The 18,946-nt window shown below is 59.7% G+C and carries 12 protein-coding genes and 1 riboswitch; of the genes, 3 read left to right on the top strand and 9 right to left on the bottom strand.

Going from position 1 to position 18,946, the window contains the following annotated elements; translation table 11 throughout:
- Positions 1-31: 31 nt before the first annotated feature.
- Together alaS and ltaE are read right to left on the bottom strand one after the other, a co-directional pair.
- Positions 32-2,653, bottom strand: coding sequence for an alanine--tRNA ligase (gene alaS, locus ACYZT1_RS07015; protein WP_462018289.1), 2,622 nt, complete (start codon positions 2,651-2,653; stop codon positions 32-34).
- Positions 2,654-2,798: 145 nt separating this feature from the next.
- Positions 2,799-3,803: a low-specificity L-threonine aldolase gene (ltaE, locus tag ACYZT1_RS07010; protein WP_462018288.1), complete on the bottom strand. Its 1,005-nt coding sequence runs from the start codon at positions 3,801-3,803 to the stop codon at positions 2,799-2,801.
- 197 nt (positions 3,804-4,000) lie between these two features.
- A riboswitch (FMN riboswitch) is annotated at positions 4,001-4,171 on the top strand.
- 103 nt (positions 4,172-4,274) lie between these two features.
- Between ltaE and ACYZT1_RS07005 the strand changes: the two genes are divergently transcribed.
- Together ACYZT1_RS07005 and ACYZT1_RS07000 are read left to right on the top strand one after the other, a co-directional pair.
- Entirely contained in the window at positions 4,275-4,784 is a 510-nt protein-coding gene (locus tag ACYZT1_RS07005; protein ID WP_462018287.1) for a 6,7-dimethyl-8-ribityllumazine synthase, read from the top strand.
- Positions 4,785-5,083: 299 nt separating this feature from the next.
- Positions 5,084-6,034: an IS110 family RNA-guided transposase gene (locus ACYZT1_RS07000; RefSeq protein ID WP_462015984.1), complete on the top strand. Its 951-nt coding sequence runs from the start codon at positions 5,084-5,086 to the stop codon at positions 6,032-6,034.
- A gap of 39 nt (positions 6,035-6,073) precedes the next feature.
- On the opposite strand, the gene astE is transcribed toward ACYZT1_RS07000, so the two are convergent.
- The 7 genes from astE to ACYZT1_RS06965 all read right to left on the bottom strand — a co-directional run bounded on the left by astE (position 6,074) and on the right by ACYZT1_RS06965 (position 13,946).
- Entirely contained in the window at positions 6,074-7,081 is a 1,008-nt protein-coding gene (astE, locus tag ACYZT1_RS06995; protein WP_462018286.1) for a succinylglutamate desuccinylase, read from the bottom strand.
- Between the two features lie 11 nt (positions 7,082-7,092).
- Positions 7,093-7,383: a hypothetical protein gene (locus ACYZT1_RS06990; RefSeq protein WP_018926388.1), complete on the bottom strand. Its 291-nt coding sequence runs from the start codon at positions 7,381-7,383 to the stop codon at positions 7,093-7,095.
- Between the two features lie 59 nt (positions 7,384-7,442).
- Entirely contained in the window at positions 7,443-8,789 is a 1,347-nt protein-coding gene (astB, locus tag ACYZT1_RS06985; protein ID WP_462018285.1) for an N-succinylarginine dihydrolase, read from the bottom strand.
- 159 nt (positions 8,790-8,948) lie between these two features.
- Entirely contained in the window at positions 8,949-10,418 is a 1,470-nt protein-coding gene (gene astD, locus ACYZT1_RS06980; protein WP_462019202.1) for a succinylglutamate-semialdehyde dehydrogenase, read from the bottom strand.
- Entirely contained in the window at positions 10,415-11,440 is a 1,026-nt protein-coding gene (gene astA / locus ACYZT1_RS06975) for an arginine N-succinyltransferase (protein ID WP_461993325.1), read from the bottom strand. The genes astD and astA overlap by 4 nt, the downstream gene beginning before the upstream one ends.
- A gap of 72 nt (positions 11,441-11,512) precedes the next feature.
- On the bottom strand, positions 11,513-12,532 hold the full coding sequence (gene aruF / locus ACYZT1_RS06970) for an arginine/ornithine succinyltransferase subunit alpha (RefSeq protein ID WP_028620568.1): 1,020 nt from the start codon (positions 12,530-12,532) through the stop codon (positions 11,513-11,515).
- A 193-nt stretch (positions 12,533-12,725) separates the two neighbouring features.
- Positions 12,726-13,946, bottom strand: coding sequence for an aspartate aminotransferase family protein (locus ACYZT1_RS06965; RefSeq protein WP_462018284.1), 1,221 nt, complete (start codon positions 13,944-13,946; stop codon positions 12,726-12,728).
- A gap of 286 nt (positions 13,947-14,232) precedes the next feature.
- On the opposite strand from ACYZT1_RS06965, the gene ACYZT1_RS06960 reads away from it, so the two are divergent.
- Positions 14,233-18,945 carry a dermonecrotic toxin domain-containing protein gene (locus tag ACYZT1_RS06960; RefSeq protein ID WP_462018283.1) on the top strand — a complete coding sequence of 1,571 codons (4,713 nt, stop codon included), beginning with the start codon at positions 14,233-14,235 and terminating at the stop codon, positions 18,943-18,945.
- Position 18,946 lies beyond the last annotated feature (1 nt).

The raw sequence follows: 18,946 nt of genomic DNA, 5'->3' as shown, positions 1-18,946 counted from the left end.
CCGCGACTGGACCGCGGGTTGCAACGCTGCCTTATAGACCCTGCTCTACAAATGGAACGGTCAGGGCCAATGCAGCATCCAGTGCGCCAGCGTCGATACCGCCGCCCTGCGCCATGTCTGGACGACCACCGCCCTTCCCGCCCACTGCCGCAGCGGCTTGCTTCATCAAATCACCGGCTTTGAGTTGGCCAGTCAGGTCTTTGGTTACGCCTGCAACCAGAACGACCTTTTCCTCATGGACACTGCCGAGCAGGATCACTGCGCGGCCGAGTTTGTTTTTCAGCTGATCGACCAGCGCCAGCAGCGCTTTGCCGTCCTGACCGTCCAGACGCACGGCCAGCACTTTCACGCCTTTGACATCCACAGCGGTAGCCGACAGATCATCGCCCGCCGCGCTGGCTGCCTTGGCCTGCAACTGCTCGAGTTGCTTCTCCAGCAGACGGTTGCGCTCTAGCACAGCCGACAGTTTGTCGATCAGGTTGTCGCGGCTGCCCTTGACCAGGTTGGCCGCTTCCTTGAGTTGTTCTTCCGCAGCATTCAGGTAAGCCAGTGCCGCAGCACCGGTGATGGCCTCGATACGACGCACACCCGACGCCACGCCGCCTTCGCTGATGATTTTCAGCAGGCCAATGTCCCCGGTACGATTGGCGTGGATACCGCCGCACAACTCCACCGAGAAATCGCCCATGCTCAGTACGCGCACGCTGTCGCCGTACTTCTCGCCGAACAGCGCCATGGCGCCTTTCTGCTTGGCGGTTTCGATGTCGGTTTCCTCGGTTTCCACCGGGGAGTTCTTGCGAATCTCGGCGTTGACGATGTCTTCCAGTGCTTTGATCTGCTCAGGCTTGATGGCTTCGAAGTGGCTGAAGTCGAAACGCAGGCGTTGACTGTCAACCAGCGAGCCTTTCTGCTGAACATGCTCGCCCAGCACTTTGCGCAAAGCGGCGTGCAGCAAGTGGGTGGCCGAGTGGTTGAGCGCGGTCGCGTTGCGGACTTCCGCTTCCACGTGAGTTTCGACCGGTGCGCCGATGGTCAGGCTGCCCGATGCCAACACGCCGTGGTGCAGGAACGCGCCACCGGTCTTGGTGGTGTCACGCACGTCGAAACGACCGCCGCTGGCTTGCAGATAACCGCTGTCGCCAATCTGGCCGCCGGATTCGGCGTAGAACGGCGTTTGATCGAGAACGACCACGCCCTCTTCGCCTTCACTCAATACGTCGACCGCTTGACCTTCTTTATAGAGGCCAACCACTTTCGCCGAACCGCTGGTGGCTTTGTAACCGGTGAACTCGGTGGCCACATCAACCTTGACCAGGCTGTTGTAGTCCATGCCGAAGGAGCTGGCGGAACGGGCACGGACGCGCTGGGCTTCCATCTCGCGTTCAAAACCGGCTTCGTCGAGGGTCAGGTTGCGCTCGCGAGCGATGTCGCCGGTCAGGTCCATCGGGAAACCATAGGTGTCGTAGAGTTTGAACACCACGTCGCCCGGTACCACGTCGCCTTTGAGTTCGGCCAGATCCTGCTCGAGGATCTTCAGCCCCTGTTCCAGGGTCTTGGCGAACTGCTCTTCTTCAGCCTTCAGCACGCGCTCGATGTGCGCTTGCTGGGTTTTCAGTTCAGGGAAGGCTTCGCCCATCTCGGCGACCAATGCGGCAACGATCTGGTAGAAGAAGCTGCCCTTGGCGCCCAGTTTGTTGCCGTGACGGCAGGCGCGACGGATGATGCGGCGCAGCACGTAGCCGCGACCTTCGTTGGACGGCAGCACGCCGTCGGCCACCAGGAAGCCGCACGAACGAATGTGGTCGGCGACGACTTTCAGCGACGCCTGGTTGTCGTTGGTGCAACCGATGGCCTTGGCCGAGGCGGTCAGCAGGCTTTGAAACAGATCGATTTCATAGTTCGAGTGAACGTGCTGCAGCACGGCACTGATGCGCTCAAGGCCCATGCCGGTATCGACCGACGGCGCTGGCAGCGGGTGCAACACGCCATCGGCGGTGCGGTTGAACTGCATGAAAACGTTGTTCCAGATTTCGATGTAACGGTCGCCGTCTTCTTCCGGTGAGCCCGGAGGGCCGCCCCAGATGTCGGCGCCGTGATCGTAAAAAATTTCGGTGCAAGGGCCGCACGGCCCGGTGTCGCCCATGGTCCAGAAGTTGTCGGAGGCGTAGGGCGCGCCTTTGTTGTCGCCGATGCGAACCATGCGCTCGGCCGGGACGCCGATGTCCTTGGTCCAGATGTCGTACGCTTCGTCATCGCTGGCGTAAACGGTGACCCAGAGCTTTTCCTTCGGCAGGTTCAGCCACTGGTCCGAGGTCAGGAAGTTCCAGGCGTAGGTAATCGCATCGCGCTTGAAATAATCGCCGAAACTGAAGTTGCCCAGCATTTCGAAGAACGTGTGGTGACGGGCGGTGTAACCGACGTTTTCCAGATCGTTGTGCTTGCCGCCGGCGCGCACGCATTTCTGGCTCGAAACGGCGCGGGTGTACGCGCGCTTTTCCTGGCCCAGGAAGCAGTCCTTGAACTGGTTCATCCCCGCGTTGGTGAACAGCAGGGTTGGATCGTTGCCCGGAATCAAAGAGCTGGAGGCTACACGGGTGTGGCCTTGCTCTTCGAAGAAGCGAAGGAAGGCTTCACGGATTTCTGCGCTTTTCATAGGTTCTTCCACGGAGGCTGCGGCCAAGGGCCTGTGCGAAACGTCAACAGACGAAGCGACGGCAAAGGGCCGCATTATATCGGCCCTGCGCGCGGGGTACAGCGTGTTTATGCGATAGAAACAGTCAATTGGACCGCTAACGCGATCAGTTGCGGGAAAACTCGACGAATGTCGCGACGACCTGCTCGATTTGCGCCCGGCTGACGTCCATGTGCGTGACCATGCGCAAGCGACTGGCAGCACTCAACCTGATCCCGCGTTCGGCGGCGAATGTTTTGAGCGCCTCGGCCCGGTCGCCCATTTGCACGTAAACCATGTTGGTCTGTACCGGTTCAACTTCGTAACCCGCCTTTTGCAGTTCGTCAGCCAAAAATTGCGCATTGGCATGATCGTCAGCCAGACGCTGCACGTTGTGGTCGAGCGCATATAAACCTGCAGCGGCCAGAATGCCTGCCTGACGCATGCCGCCACCGACCATTTTGCGTAAACGCCGCGCCTTGCCGATCAACTCGGCCGAGCCGCACAACACCGATCCGACCGGCGCGCCCAGTCCCTTGGACAGACACACCGACACCGAATCGAAATGCTGCGCGATCTCGCGGGCATCGACACCCAGTTTGACCGCTGCGTTGTAAAGCCGAGCGCCGTCCAGGTGCAACTGCAACCCATGCTGACGGGTGAAACGGCGTGCCTCGGCCAGGTACTCCAGCGGCAGCACTTTGCCCTGCATGGTGTTTTCCAGTGCCAGCAAACGAGTGCGGGCGAAATGGAAGTCGTCGGGCTTGATGGCCGCCGCCACCTGATTCAGGTCCAGCGAACCGTCGGCCTGCACTTCCAGCGGTTGCGGCTGGATCGATCCGAGCACCGCCGCACCACCGCCCTCGTACTTGTAGGTGTGCGCCTGTTGGCCGACGATGTATTCGTCCCCGCGCCCACAATGCGCCATCAACCCGAGCAGGTTGCTCATGGTGCCCGTCGGCACGAACAACGCTGCGGCAAAACCGAGCCGCTTGGCCAACTCCGCTTCCAGCTGATTGACCGTCGGATCTTCGCCATACACGTCGTCACCGGTGGCTGCTGCGGCCATTGCGTCGAGCATCCCGGCGGACGGTTGGGTGACGGTGTCGCTGCGAAGATCGATAACGCTCATGAATCCGGCCTCTTTGAACAATGAAAAATGCTTGTCAGGAATGAATTACTGCGGCCTTGCCGACGATTAATCAAGCTCCTGAGCAGGAAAAGGCTGATTGGTACCGGAAAAGTCGATAGCAATCATCAACCAGGCGCAATGCAGGTGCGTGGAATATGTGTTAAAAACGCTGCGCCGCCACACTTTCCGGCGGTAAAAAACGTTCTCAGGGCGGGGTGTAATTCCCCACCGGCGGTAATTGCGCGCGATGCGCATAGCCCGCGAGCGCTTGCGGCAGGCACGGTTTAGGCGGTGTCCGGTGGCAAGGTCAGCAGACCCGGTGTGATCCCGGGGCCGACGGTCATAGTCCGGATGAAGAGAGAACGGGATTGACACCAGAGGGCCGTCCGCGCGCATTCATGCGAGCCGTGCGTACCCTCGAGTCCCCTTCGATTCATATGCCCTGTTTCTTTCATGAACAGGAGTCAGAACATGCAACCCACCGCCATCGACAGCAAAAGCAAGAACCATCAGGGCGAACGCGTCGCGTTCATCCAGGCCTGCTGGCACAAGGAAATCGTCGATCAGAGCCGCCAGGGCTTCGTCGCCGAAATGATCGCTCAGGGGTATCAGGAATCGGAGATTGATTTTTTCGAAGTCGGCGGCGCATTCGAAATTCCACTGCACGCCAAGCTCTTGGCCAAGACCGGGCGATATGCCGGGATTGTCGCGGCTGGCCTGGTGGTCGATGGCGGGATCTACCGTCACGAATTCGTCGCGCAGTCGGTCATCAGCGCCCTGATGCAGGTTCAGCTGGAAACCGAAGTGCCGGTGTTCTCGGTAGTGCTGACCCCGCATCATTTCCATGCCGGCGAAGAGCATCAGAAGTTCTTCTTCGAGCACTTTGTGCACAAGGGTCAGGAAGCGGCGAAGACGTGTGCGGATACGCTGCAGAAGGTTCGCGCGCTGCGCCGCAGCGAGCACCGCGCGGTAGCTGTCTAAACACCGGACATAACTGTGGGAGCTAGCCTGCTGGCGATAGCGGAGTATCAGTCGACACCTAGGGTGACTGACTCATTGTAATCGCTAGCAGGCTAGCTTGTATGGTTAGACTTGAAGGGGTGGTGGGACGAACAGCTAGCATCTGACTGCTGCAACAGTACAGACCGTGGGAGACCTCGCCCCACCCCTTCCACCAAAAGCGCCGATAAAGAATGCTTCGTTCTAGCGACGATAGAAACAAGCCTGCGCCTCTGGGTGAACCCCTACAAGCCGTAAAACCTTAGCGTGGAGAAGTGCCCATGGCAATGCGCGTTTCACAGTCAATCACGGGTGTCGATGTCGCCAAAGTTGAACTCGTTACCTACCAGGCAGACTTGGATCTGCTCACCTCGATAGATAATGAAAAGCCTGTAATCAAGCGCTGGCTTAAGACATTGCCTGCAGCTACCGCCATTGCTGTTGAAGCGACAAATGTTTATCACATCGATTTAATCGAGCTGGCGTACGAGTCTGGTTTCGATGTTTACATCATCGATGGTTTTCAATTGAGTAATTACCGCAAAGGCGTCGGTGGCCGGAGTAAAACAGACGCATCCGATGCACGTCTTCTTGCCCGTTTTCTAAAAAACGAAGGGGAGCATCTACGCCCATGGACCCCACCTCCAGCCGTCTACGGCAAGCTGCAAAGCCTTCTACGGCGGCGGGCTTCGCTGATTCAGGCCAAAACCAGCCTGACCCAAAGCTGGTCAAATGATGCGAGTTTGAAGTCATCATTTGCAACTTTCGTTAAGTCCATTGATAGATTGGATTTACTGGTTAAAAAGAAAATCAAAGATGTGCTGCGCGAGGCTGGCCTGCTTGAGCAAGTTGCTCGTTGCCAAGCCGTAGAGGGCATCGGCTTTCTGACCGCCGCAGCCTTGGTGATGGCCTATAACCGAGGCGACTTTACCAGTAGTGACGCCTACATTGCTTTTTTGGGCATGGATCTGAGAGTTTCAGATTCAGGCCAAAAGAATGGCCGCAGATTTCTGACCAAGCGTGGCTGTTCAGAAATACGCCGACTGCTACATAACGCAGCGATGTCGGCCAGTCGAACGCTGGCGTGGAAAGAGTTCTACGAGTATCAACGAGGCCGTGGAAAAGCGACTACCCAGGTGCTGGTGATGCTGGCTCGTAAGCTCGCTCGTGTGGCATTCGCCCTGATGAAAAATCAGAGCGAGTACCGCACCAAAGGGCCGGTTATGGCTTGATCAAAACCATAGAATCTCCCACATTGGTTTGCGGTGAACTCAGGCGAGGTTTTCGTCGGTAGCCGGCACGATCAGGATGCCCGCCCGCAGGCCATTTTGGACCTTGGGGTTGGGGAAGATGATTCGGGCGCCCTCTTCCTCAATGATCCAGCGCGTCTGTGCGATGTCTTCAGCCAGCACGTAACCCGTCTCCAATTCGGAAAAATTCTCGATGTCCGCGGGCAGGTTCAGGCGGAAACTGTCGCTGTGCTTGATGATTTCCCGGGCCACGCTGAACAGCTGCAAACCGTCCAGCCCTTGCTCACCTTCAGGTTCGGTGCCATCGATGATTTGCTTGAGTCTGGTTCCCAGCAGATCGACATTAACCCCGTCGTTTTGCCCGAACGGCCGCGCCTTGCCCAGCTCCAGCGTGAAAGACTCGGCACCCAGCTTGTCGTAGGTGTAAGAGCTGAAAACGATTGATGGCTTGTTCTGCAGCAGCACCGCTTCCATCCCGGCATCGCGCAGGCGAGCGAGTTGCTGGCGGGAATGCTGGCGACCTTCTGCCCAGGGGTACAAGGCGAACTGCTCGATTTTCGAACCGCGAATGGCCGTGTGCAAATCGTAATGCAGACGCTCACGGTCAGGCAGGCTGAAGAAACTCGCGGCCAGCCGCTCCAACTCACAGGCGCGCAAGGCTTCGAAACCGCTGCTTTGCTCGTGACGGCCGTTGAACAGCCGATTGACGTCCTGTTCGATGAAGCGCTCGCCTTTGCGGATCGCTTCGGGGTTGCCGAACAGGAACAGAATGCGTGCGCGCGGTTTCAGATCGCCGCGAGCGATGTCATGCAACAGGCGATCGAGCAATTCGATCGGCGCTGTTTCGTTGCCGTGGATGCCGGCGGACAGCAGCAAGTCCAGGCCATTGTCGCGCGCTTGCGGTGGCCGGACTTCCAGCGCACCTTCGCTCAACCAGCGCATGCGCACGCCTTCGACAGTCAGTTGAGTCTTCTCCGCCGGTTCGCGGCCGGCGAGGGTCAGTTCAAGCAATTTGCCGAGGGCGAGCATAGAGTGATTCCTTAATGGTCGTGATTGCAATCCGGGCCGTGCACGTGGTCCTCGTCGTCGCCGAGGTCGGCCGGTTCCATTTCCAGTTGCAGACTTACCAGATTAGTCGCCAATGGACGCAGCAGCAGGTTGGCGTATTCAGCGTCACCTTCTTCCACGTCCACGCCGATCAGCAATTGGCCACGGCCGTCCTGCTGAATCCACAGCTCTTTGCCTTGCCACATGACCGCGACGCGGGTGCAGGAGGTTTCCAGTTGCGTGCCGTCGGTGTCTTCAAGGATCAGCTGCAGGGTATCGCTCATGTTTTTACGCTCTCATCTGGAAATAAAGCGGCGCGCAGGAAGGCAACGCGCGCCGGTTTTCAATTGATCTGGAATGGATAAACCGCGCCCAGTTTAAGGATTTGCGTCAGTTCATCCAGTGCCGTCCGGCATTCAAGCAGCAATTGCGGGTCGGCAAGATCGCTTTCGGCCATGCGGTCGCGGTAGTGCTTGTCGACCCATTCGGTCAGCGTGCCGTACAACGGTGCCGTCATGATAACCCCTGGGTTGACGGCCGCCAGTTCGGTTTCATTCAGGGCAACGCGCAACCTCAGGCAAGCCGGGCCACCGCCGTTCTGCATGCTTTGCTTGAGATCGAAAACCTTCACTTCGCGAATCAGCCCGCCGGTGCTGGTCAAACCCTGCAGGTATTGCCAGACGCGTTCGTTAGCGCGGCATTCTTCCGGCACGATCAACAGCATCGAGCCATCAGCACGTGACAGCAGCTGGCTATTGAACAGGTAGGACCGAACCGCGTCGTCCACAGTGACGGCGGAACGTGGCACGCACACAGACTGAAATTTCCCACCGACTTTGGCGAGTTTGCGTGCCAGTTCGTCCAGCATCTGTTCGGTGTCGAGGAACGCGTCCTCGTGATAGAACAACACCTCGCCGTTGCCCACCGCGATCACGTCGTTGTGGAAAACGCCCTGATCGATCACCGACGGGTTCTGTTGACCGTAGACCACGCCGTCCGTGCTCAGGCCGTGCAGGCGGGCCACCGCTTGCGAAGCTTCGAGAGTCTGGCGCGCCGGGTATTTTTGTGGCGCCGGGTAGCGGTTGTCGAAAGCGCTGCGGCCGAACACGAAAAACTCGACGCCCGCTTCGCCATAGTCCCGGCAGAAACGCGTGTGGTTGGCCGCGCCTTCGTCACCGAACTGCGCCACCGCCGGCAACGCGGCGTGATGGGCGAAGTGTTTCTGATCGGCGAACATCGCGCCGAGCACGCGGCTGGTGGTCGGGTGCTCGATGCTGCGGTGGTATTTGCAGTTGAGATTGGCGGCAGTGAAATGCACGCGGCCATCGGCAGTGTCGGCGCTTGGGCTGACGGTGGCAGCGTTGGCCACCCACATGCTCGACGCCGAGCAACTGGCAACCAGCAACGGCATCGCATCCTTCGCGGCTTTTTCGATGACCTGAGCGTCGGTGCCGCTGAAGCCGAGGCGGCGCAGCGCGGCAACGTCGGGACGTTCCTGCGGCGCAAGCACACCTTGTTGAAAGCCCATTTCCATCAGTGCTTTCATTTTTGCCAGGCCTTGCAGCGCGGCTTCCTTCGGGTTCGAAGATTGCTGGCTGTTGCTCTGGGACGCGACGTTGCCGTAGGACAAACCGCCGTAGTTATGGGTCGGCCCCACTAGACCGTCAAAATTGACTTCACAGGATTTCATCAGCGAGGCTCCACGGGAATCGGGTGTTTAGGCGGGTAACAATTCAGTAAGACCGAGGCGCGGTCATCGCCAGCAGGCTGGCTCCCACAGGGGTTGCGTCGTACATGAAATGTATGAACACCACCGAACCTGTGGGAGCCAGCCTGCTGGCGATGGGCATCACGCCATTTTCACGCCGGGCGTCAGTGCCGCCGGCAACACTAGGCTTGGCGTTTCCAGCGACGCCACCGGGTACGCGCAGTAATCTGCGGCGTAGTAGGCACTGGCGCGATGGTTGCCCGAGGCGCCGACGCCACCGAATGGCGCGCTGCTCGCGGCGCCCGTCAGCTGTTTGTTCCAGTTGACGATACCGGCGCGGCTTTCCAGCCAGAACTGCTGATAACGCGCTTCGGAATCTGACAGCAAACCCGCCGCCAGACCATATTCAGTGCCATTGGCTTCAGCGATCGCCGCTTCAAAATCAGCGTAGCGGATCACTTGCAGCAGCGGACCGAACAGCTCTTCGTCAGGACGATCAGCCACGGCAGTGACGTCGATGATGCCAGGCGTCAGCAACGCGGCTTGCGCTTGTGGCTGGGTCATTTCCAGCAAGGCCACCGCGCCATTGCCCAGCAAATGTTCTTGCGCATCCATCAAGGCTTTTGCTGCTCCGAGGGAAATCACCGAGCCCATGAACGGCGCCGGTTGCTGATCGAATGCGCCGACCTCAATCGTCGAACTGACGTCAACCAGACGCGCCAGCAGCGAGTCACCCCAGGCGCCTTGGGGCACCAGCAGGCGCCGCGCACAGGTGCAGCGCTGACCGGCAGAAATGAACGCCGACTGAATGATCGTGTACACAGCGGCGTCGAGATCGGCCACTTCATCGACCACCAGCGGATTGTTGCCGCCCATCTCCAGCGCGAGGATCTTGTCCGGGCGACCGGCGAATTGCTGGTGCAGATGATTGCCGGTTCGGCTCGAGCCGGTGAAGAACAACCCGTCGATACCCGGGTTCGCCGCCAGGGCAATCCCGGTTTCGCGCGCGCCTTGCAGCAGGTTCAACACGCCTGCCGGCAGGCCCGCTTCGATCCAGCATTTGACCGTCAGCTCGGCGACTTTCGGGGTCAGTTCGCTCGGCTTGAACAACACGCTGTTACCCGCCAGTAATGCTGGCACGATGTGGCCGTTGGGCAAGTGACCGGGAAAGTTGTACGGGCCAAACACTGCCACCACGCCATGCGGCTTGTGGCGCAAGACAGCGGTCGCGTCGCCCAACGGGCCGCTCTTCTCGCCGGTACGCTCGCGATAGCTCTGCACGGAGATGGCAATCTTGTTGATCATGCTGGTGACTTCGGTGGCCGATTCCCACAGCGGTTTGCCGGTTTCTTCGCCGATGGTGCGCGCCAGTTCGTCAGCGTGACTTTTCAACGAAGCGGCGAAGGCTTCCAGCACCGCGATGCGCTCGTCCAGCGTGCGTCGCGCCCACCCCGGAAAGGCCTGACGCGCGGCTTGCACGGCCGATTCGACCTGCGCCGCGGTCGCACCTTCACCGGCCCACAGCACTTGCTGGGTCACCGGGTTCAGCGATTGAAACGCGTCGCCCTGACCGGCCAGCCACTCACCTGCGATGTATAGCGAATTCATTATTTCGACTCCCGTGCTGCGGACAACGGAACGGCGCGCACTTGATCGCCGGCGTTGAGTTGAAGACGTTTGGCGGTCAGCGGATCGACCACCAACGTACCGGCCGCGAAGCGTGCGGGTGCAGCGGTGATCCGGCAGTCTTCGCGCTTGCGGTTGTGAATCAGGAACGGTGTGGCGTCATCACCCGGCGTGCCGATGGCCAGCACCAGTGCCTGGCTGTCGCGCACGGCGCGGATCTTGCCGGTTTCGCACTCCACTGCCGGGCCGGCGTCGAAGATATCGACGTAGCCCTGATAGCTGAACCCTTCGCTCTTGAGCATCGACAGCGCCGGCTCGGTATCCGGATGGACCTGGCCGATCACGTTGCGCGCATCCGGCGACAGGAAACAGGTGTACAACGGAAATTTCGGCATCAGCTCGGCGATGAAAGCCTTGTTGCCCACGCCCGTCAGGTAATCGGCCTGGCTGAATTCCATTTTGAAGAAGTGCCGACCCAGGCTTTCCCAGAACGGCGAACGCCCGGCTTCATCAGACACGCCGCGCATTTCGGCGATGATCTTGTTACCGAACAATTGCGGGAACTCGGCGATGAACAGCATCCGCGCCTTGGCCAGCATGCGGCCGTTGAGGCCGTTGCGGTAATCGGCGTGCAGGAACAGCGAGCACAGTTCGGAATTGCCGGTCAGGTCGTTGGCCAGGAACAGCGTCGGAATTTCGCGATAGATGTTCAGTTCCTGCGAGGCGCTGACGGTCAGGCCGACGCGGAAGTTGTACCAGGGCTCGCGCAGGCCGACGGCGCCGGCGATGGCGGAAATGCCGACCACGCGACCCTCATCGTCCTCGAGTACGAACAGGTAATCCGCATCGCCCCGCCCGGCTTCGCCGCGAAAGGTTTTTTCGGCCCAGCCGACCCGGTGGGCCAGACGCTCTTCGTTGGCCGGCAACGTGGTCAGGCCTGTGCCGGTGCTGCGCGCCAGGGTGATCAGAGCGGGTAAGTCGCTGCTGCGTACGGGACGAACGATCATGCTATCTCCTCAAACGGGCCGCTTGCGCCACCCGTGAAACTCGCTACTTTTCAGCATTTTTTACAGCAGGCGTCAAACCGCCACCAGGCGCACGCTGGCACCTTCACCGACACCCAGGGCTTCGGCCGCTTCCAGGTCCAGAACCACCGGTTTGCCCGGCGCGTAATCGAGCTCGAGCAACACCGCGCGGTAATCCTGAAGCTGCGCATTGGCCACCAGGTACTGGCGGCCGACGCCTTTGACCGTCTCGCCGATTTTCACCGGCACCACGCGGCTTTGCGCGATCGACCGGATGCCCGAGACACGTGCATGCAAGGTCGGGCCGCCGTCGAAAATATCGATGTAGTGATCAGTCTCGAAGCCTTCGCGCATCAGGATGTCGAACGTGATCTGCGCACGCGGGTGCACCTGGCCCATCGCTTCTTGCGCGGTGTCCGGCAGCAATGGCACGTAGATCGGATAGTGCGGCATCAGTTCGGCGAGGAAGGTGCGGCTCTTCAGACCGCACAGACGCTCGGCAGCGGCGTAGTTGAGGTCGAAAAAGTTGCGCCCGATCGCATCCCAGAATGGCGAGTCGCCATTCTCGTCGCTGTAGCCGACAATTTCGGTCACTACGGAATCGGCGAAGCGCTCCGGGTGGCTGGCGACAAACAGCAGGCGCCCGCGCGAGTTGAGCTCCGACCAGGCCGAACCCACCAGCTCCGGCAGCACGTAGAAACTGGTCAACAGGCTGTTGCCGGTCAGGTCGTGGCACTGCGAGAGCACGTGGATCTTGTTGTGAATCTTCAGCTCGCGGGAAGCGTGCACGAAGGTTTCGTTGCGAAAGCTGTAGAACGGCTCGGAATACCCGGCCGAAGCGACGATGGCCGAGCAGCCGGCCAATTTGCCGGTGGCGCTGTCTTCAAGGACAAAGAAGTAGCTTTCTTCGCCGTTGAAACTGACTTCGGCGGCAAACGAAGCTTCGCTTGCAGCGATCTTGTCACTCAGGCGCTCGACATCGTCCGGCAAGGAAGTGACACCAATCGGGCTGTCCGCAGCCAGACGCTGTACCTCGCCCAGATCAGCCATTTGCGCGGGGCGCATCACCAGCATGGTGTCACTCCTTTCTCATACTCTTGAGGGAAATAAGCCGAACCCTTGTAGGACTGAGCCTGCTCGCGATGGTGGATCAGCAACATTGATGTCGACTGACACACCATCGCGAGCAGGCTCACTCCTACAACAAAAATCAGGCCCGGCATAAAATTTTGATCGACGCCTGACATGTCAGGCGTCGAAAGGTCTATCAGGCTTGCGTCAACTTTGCCGCAGCGCGTTCGAAGCGGTTCAGGCCTTCGTCGATGTCGGCGTCTTCAACCACCAGGCTAGGCGCAAAACGCACCACGTCCGGGCCGGCTTGCAGAATCATCAGGCCTTCGCGCTCGGCGGCGTTGAAAATGTCTTTGGCCTTGCCTTTCCAGGCGTCGTTCAACACGCAGCCGATCAACAGGCCCATGCCGCGGACCTGGGTGAACAGGCCATATTTCTCGCCGATCTGCTCCAGGCGTGCCTTGAATTTGTCGTGCTTGGCGTTCACGCCCGCCAACACTTCAGGGGTATTGACCACGTCGATCACCGCTTCCGCCACTGCGCACGCCAGCGGGTTACCGCCGTAAGTGGTGCCGTGGGTGCCGACGACCAAATGTTTGGCCAGGTCTTCGGTGGTCAGCATTGCGGCGATCGGGAAACCACCGCCCAGGCTCTTGGCGCTGGTCAGGATGTCCGGCGTCACGCCGTAATGCTGATAGGCGAACAGTTTGCCGCTACGGCCCATGCCGGTTTGCACTTCATCGAAAATCAGCAGCGCGTTGTGGGCGGTGCACAAATCCCGAGCGCCTTGCAGGTATTGGAGTTCGGCAGGAATCACACCGCTTTCGCCCTGAATCGGCTCCAGCACGACGGCGCAGGTCTTGTCGGAAATGGCCGCCTTCAGCGCGGCCAGATCGTTGTAAGGCACGTGGGTGATGCCGGTGATTTTCGGACCGAAACCGTCGGAATATTTCGACTGGCCGCCAACGTTCACAGTGAACAAGGTACGACCGTGAAAGCTGTTGAGGGCGGCGATGATTTCGTACTTCTCACTGCCGAACCGGTCGAAACCGACGCGACGGGCCAGCTTGAACGCGGCCTCGTTGGCTTCGGCGCCGGAGTTGCAGAAGAACGCACGCTCGGCGAAGGTCGCGTCGATCAGCTTGTGTGCCAGGCGCAGGGCTGGCTCGTTGGTGAACACGTTGGACACGTGCCACAGCTTGTTCGCCTGCTCCGTCAAGGCACCAACCAGCGCCGGGTGCGCATGGCCCAATACGTTGACAGCAATGCCGCCGGCGAAGTCGATCAGCTCGCGGCCAGACTGGTCCCACACGCGGGAACCGGCGCCACGCACGGGAATGAATGCGGCAGGCGCATAGTTGGGAACCATTACCTGGTCGAAATCGGCGCGTTCTACCGCAGCGTGCTCAACGGACATCGGAGTCTCCTGAAGAGGAACACTCGCCGGAAACTGGCGAGCGATGGGGGGATTGTAAGGACAGTTTTCAGCCCGGCCTTGCCGCCAAGCGACAACTTCTTATAGCGCCAACCCCGGTTTCAGCCGGGTTTACGGCAATGCGACATATAGCGTCGCAAAGGCGCAGTTTAACCGCCGCCACCGGTTACGGGCAGGCTTGTCGTGCAGTGCAATAAATATGTACCGCAGGCCCGGCGTCATCATTTGTTTTGCTGAGGTTTGGACCCAATGCTAATGGACTGGCGCAATGAATCAGCAAGAACCCGACTTTACGGCTCCGCCGGACGCGCATTTTCATCACGCGTTCACCCACTTGCCCGACTGGGTATTAAAAGCCTCACCCGCTACGCGCAACGCGCTGAAGAGCGCCCCGCTACGAATGCCGGACTGGCACACCCGAGCGACGCGCCAACAGCATCAGTCATTGAAAAGGGTCAGCGAGCAATACTGGACCCGGCGCAATCGTCTGGACGCGAGGATGTCCAGACTGATAAACGCCAGGGACTTTGCCGAATCGCTTCTGCGGGCGGCATTGAAATCGCGCTTCGACCTTGAGCTGAACGTCAAGACCACCTTCCTGCGCCTGTACATCCCGCAGAACATCCCCTGGTTGCCAATCAAGTCCGGCGCAGCGCGCACCTGGACGGTATCGCTGCTCGACGCCGCGCTGCACAACTTTGAGGACGCCGAAACCAAAGCCGACGCCTACGAGTCCGCCTCGACGTTCACCACCCGGCCCTCCCCCAGCGGGCAATTCGACACATTGCCCGCGATCAAACGCCGCCTGACTGTTCAGGACTTCACCCGGCTGTGTCGGGAACTGGATATCGGCGGCCAATATGAGGCGTATCTGAAAAACTATCTCGGCGTGACCCAGCCGGTGGCCGCTGCGGTCCTGAGATCTGAAGTCATCAGTACGCACAAGGCCGCTTTGCGGGTAGAGCTGGAACGGGCGGATGTGCGGGGAGACCTGCCGATCAAGTTGATGCTGGATCTTTGCGAAGGTCCTGCGGGCACGCCCCGACCTGCTCAAGCGATGCAGGGTCACGACCTGACTATCATGTCCTCATCGTTGACCGGCATTGTGGTGTTCGCCTCCGAACTCGAACGCTCGCGGCAGGCATCGCCGATCATTGTCTACATCCCCGACGATCCGGAGCACCCTCTCAAACGCTATCCCGACTCGTTGACGTTCATCAAGGACCTGACCCGCAAGCTGCGCGCCCCCGCTTACCAAGTGTTTTTCAGCCGATTTGTCGATCATCACGAACGTGGGTATTTTTTTGCCGACCTCTCCCGGCGACTGACCAGCGTGACCTGGCATGAGCGCCCCTACGGCGATCCGCGACCCGTTTGGCGCGACACCCCCGTCGACAAACCCAACCTGCAATTTTCGTTGACTCCGATCAACACCGATCTGTGGACCCATCTTTACCAACAGCAAGTGAACAAAATCCTCAATGATGCACGCACCCAGGCCGTTTCCACTGCCAGCGCAGACCGTGCGGCACGTTGGGCGCGGTGGGATGCCTTCGGCAAAGTCGCGACCAGCCTTCTTGAGGTGGCCACATTCGTCGCCCTGCCCTTTGTGCCGTTTCTGGGTGAGTGGATGCTGGCCTACATGGCCTGGCAGCTTCTCGACGACACCTTCGAGGGCATCGTCGACTGGGCCGAAGGCCTGAAGACCGAAGCGTTTGGGCACGTGATGAGCCTGGTTGAATCGGTCGTGCAACTCGGGACGTTCGCGGTGGGCGGCGCCCTGGCGGCCGGTACGCTCAGCCGCTTGATGTCCAGCGAAGCCGTGGCACTGTTCTGCGGGCTAAAACCGGTGGAAACCGTCGGTGGCAAAATCCGCTATTGGAAACCGGATCTCGCGCCCTATGAGTATCCTGCCGATTTGCCGAAAACCGCCAGGCCCGATCAGCTGGGTTTATATCACCAAGACGGTAAAACGCTGCTGCGTCTCGAGGACAGGCTCCATGCCGTCAAGCTCAACAGTCAAACCGGTGGTTTTGAGCTTGAGCATCCCGACCGTGCCGATGCCTATGGCGTGCTGCTGCGGCATAACCATCACGGCGCCTGGCAAACATTACTGGACCAACCCCTGACATGGGACCGGGAAACCGTGATGCGCCGCCTCGGGCACAGCGTCGAGTCGTTCAACAGTGTCGAGCGCGAGCAAATCCTGCGCATCAGCGGCTTCCACGACAACGTATTGCGCGAAAGCCATGTCGAGAACCAGCGCCCTCCTTCCCTGCTCACCGACACGATCAAACGCTACACCCTCAATCGCGATATTCAGGCGCTGGCTGAGCAACCCAGCCACCCCGATCACTCTCAGGCGCTGGCTCAGCCTCTGTCGCTGTTTGAATCCCGTTACCGCGAACTGGAAAAAACCGCTGATCGTCAGGTTCTGCTGCTGCAAGGTGAAGTACGAGGCTTGCCAACCGACATCGCGCAAGAGCTGGTGGACAACTGTTCCGGCACCGAGCTTATGCAGTTGCACGAGGGGCGTGTTCCGCAACGTCTGAAAAACGTGGCCGCCAAAGCCATGGAAGCCGTACGCGTCGCCAGGGCTTATGAAGGTTTCTTTTTCGACAGTATGGACACGGCGGACACGCACCGACTCGCGCTGCACAGCCTCGAATCGATGCCTGGCTGGTCGGCCCGACTGCGGATCGAGATCAGGGAATTTTCCGAAACCGGATCGTTGCGCGATCACATTGGATCGAGCGACGCGCCACTGCTCAAAACCCTCATCAACGCGGATGACGGCACTTACCAGGTTTACGGCGACGGCCAGCCCTGCGTCGACTTCTATCACGCCTTGCTACAGGCGCTGCCCGAGACGGAGCGCACCGCCCTGGGGTTTTCTGCCGAAGACGCCGAAACACTCAAACAACGCCTCGCCGAGCACGCGATCACTCAAACTCAGTTGCGCACGCTGTTCGCCAAAAAGCCTCATCGAAAACCCTTTTACGATCCGACAACCATGCGCCTGCCCGGCGGCGCGGAGGGTTACCGCCGAAGCCACACCGCAACACCGACGCTCGCTGATCGGGTGCGCGAGGTTTATCCCGGTTTGACTGCGGAGGAATTGCGCTCGGTCGTTTCCGATCTGCAACGGCACCCCCATGGCCCGCGAGCAGAGCTGTCGCGCCTGGCCCGTGAACTCGAGCAATTGCATGAGGATCTGGGACGCTGGGTCAACGAGGCCCCGACCCTCCATCCTGAAACCGGGCTCGCGCTCAGCGAACCGGCACGGCGTGGACTACAACACAATCGCCGGTTGCTGGCCCAGCAAATCCAGCGAAGCTGGCGACGCCAGACCGAGCGGGACTTTGATGTGCCGCAGGACGCGGAACGTTATGTGCTGCGGTTCGCGGAGCCTGTTCCCGGAGACCTGCCGAACCTGACGGCAGACTTCAGTCATGTGTCGCTGCTGGCACTTGAAGGCGCACGTGAAGGCAATTATGCCATGCAGGGCGTACCCGGTTTTCTCCAGCAATTCCCCGGGCTGCGGCGACTGGAGTTGCGCCGTTTCGCCCTCAATTCGCTTCCCGACGCGATTGGACAAATGGCACATCTCGAGACATTGGTGCTGAGCGGCTGCGCAATCAATCTTGATGCCATCGCCTGGTCAAAGCTGTCATCAATGAAAAAACTACGGGTGCTGGATCTTCATCAGAATCCGGTCCAGAGCGTGCCGCAGATCGATTCGATGCCAGAACTCATTCATCTGGACCTGAGCCACACCGGGCTGACCGGCATCCCCCACGGTGCCCTGCAAAGCACTCGCCTCAACATGCTCCTGTTAATGAACAACAACATCACCGAGTTGCCTGCCGAACTGTTCGAGAGCCCGGTGTATGAAAAGCGCGGCGTGCATCTGGCAGACAACCCGATCAACGAAGCGTCACGAGACCTGATCAAGCAGTATTACTTCGAGACGTCGTTTGATCTGGATGTGTCGGCGCCCGATGCGGATGTCCAACGCGTCCAGGCGCTGTACCCAACTCTGGAATTTCAGCAGGCCAGCGACTTCGTCTACGAATTGCCGGGCACCCTGGCAGAGGGCCGCACCGAACTGACGAAGCTGGAAGCAGAACTCTCGCAATTGAGCGACGACCTGGTTACCTGGACGACTGACGTGCCGGCCCGGCATCCGCTGACAGGTGAACCGTTCACCGACGCGCAGTTGCTTATCGAGCACACCAATCGCGACGGTTTCAGGCAAGCACTGGAGCGCTGCTGGCGCCATGAATCTGAGCTGGATGATTTCAATGAGTCGCTTGAGCCAATGTTTGAACTGCGTATCGTCGAACCTGTAAATGGAGAATTACCCAACCTCAGTGCCGACTTCGGCCATGTGTCCACGCTGGAGATGCGCAGTGTCAATGGCGCGACGCGCATCGGGCGATTCCTGCAAGCTTTCCCCAATCTGAAAACCCTGCGCCTGCAGGAAATTCATCTGGGCGATGTGCCCGAAGCCGTCTTCAAGATGGGTCAACTGCGCTCACTGTCACTCACACACTGTCGTGTCACGTTGTCAGCGGAATCGGCTAACGCACTGGCGGGAATGGAACACCTGAACTACCTCGATCTGGGCTACAACCCACTCGGGCATACCCCTGATTTGAGGCAGATGCCGGACCTGTCGACCGTTCTGCTCAACGACACCGGCATTACCGACATACCGCCGGGATTGCTTCAACTTGAGCAACTGGACTGGGCAGACCTGAGCACGAATGCAATCACCGAAATCCCCAGTGACTTGATGGAGCTGCCCATGGAAACGGCGGCAAACAACACTCTGCGAGGCAACCCGTTTTCTGCGCAAAGCCTGGAAAGCCTGATCAATTACTACGAACGCACCCGCCTGGACTTTGGGGTGGAAGAGGTGATCAACCAGGGTGAAATGGACATTTCGACGTCTGAAGGTTCCGAGGTCGAGGAATGAA

Source organism: Pseudomonas sp. PB3P13 (assembly GCF_054897735.1).
Note: the sequence above shows the minus strand (reverse complement) of the source record. Positions and strands in the feature narration are given on the sequence as shown.

What these genes read in the sequence shown, in the direction of transcription:
- alaS (WP_462018289.1), bottom strand. Translation starts at nt 2,653, where the DNA reads ATGAAAAGCGCAGAAATCCGTGAAGCCTTCCTTCGCTTCTTCGAAGAG.
- ltaE (WP_462018288.1), bottom strand. Translation starts at nt 3,803, where the DNA reads ATGAGCGTTATCGATCTTCGCAGCGACACCGTCACCCAACCGTCCGCC.
- ACYZT1_RS07005 (WP_462018287.1), top strand. Translation starts at nt 4,275, where the DNA reads ATGCAACCCACCGCCATCGACAGCAAAAGCAAGAACCATCAGGGCGAA.
- ACYZT1_RS07000 (WP_462015984.1), top strand. Translation starts at nt 5,084, where the DNA reads ATGGCAATGCGCGTTTCACAGTCAATCACGGGTGTCGATGTCGCCAAA.
- astE (WP_462018286.1), bottom strand. Translation starts at nt 7,081, where the DNA reads ATGCTCGCCCTCGGCAAATTGCTTGAACTGACCCTCGCCGGCCGCGAA.
- ACYZT1_RS06990 (WP_018926388.1), bottom strand. Translation starts at nt 7,383, where the DNA reads ATGAGCGATACCCTGCAGCTGATCCTTGAAGACACCGACGGCACGCAA.
- astB (WP_462018285.1), bottom strand. Translation starts at nt 8,789, where the DNA reads ATGAAATCCTGTGAAGTCAATTTTGACGGTCTAGTGGGGCCGACCCAT.
- astA (WP_461993325.1), bottom strand. Translation starts at nt 11,440, where the DNA reads ATGATCGTTCGTCCCGTACGCAGCAGCGACTTACCCGCTCTGATCACC.
- aruF (WP_028620568.1), bottom strand. Translation starts at nt 12,532, where the DNA reads ATGCTGGTGATGCGCCCCGCGCAAATGGCTGATCTGGGCGAGGTACAG.
- ACYZT1_RS06965 (WP_462018284.1), bottom strand. Translation starts at nt 13,946, where the DNA reads ATGTCCGTTGAGCACGCTGCGGTAGAACGCGCCGATTTCGACCAGGTA.
- ACYZT1_RS06960 (WP_462018283.1), top strand. Translation starts at nt 14,233, where the DNA reads ATGAATCAGCAAGAACCCGACTTTACGGCTCCGCCGGACGCGCATTTT.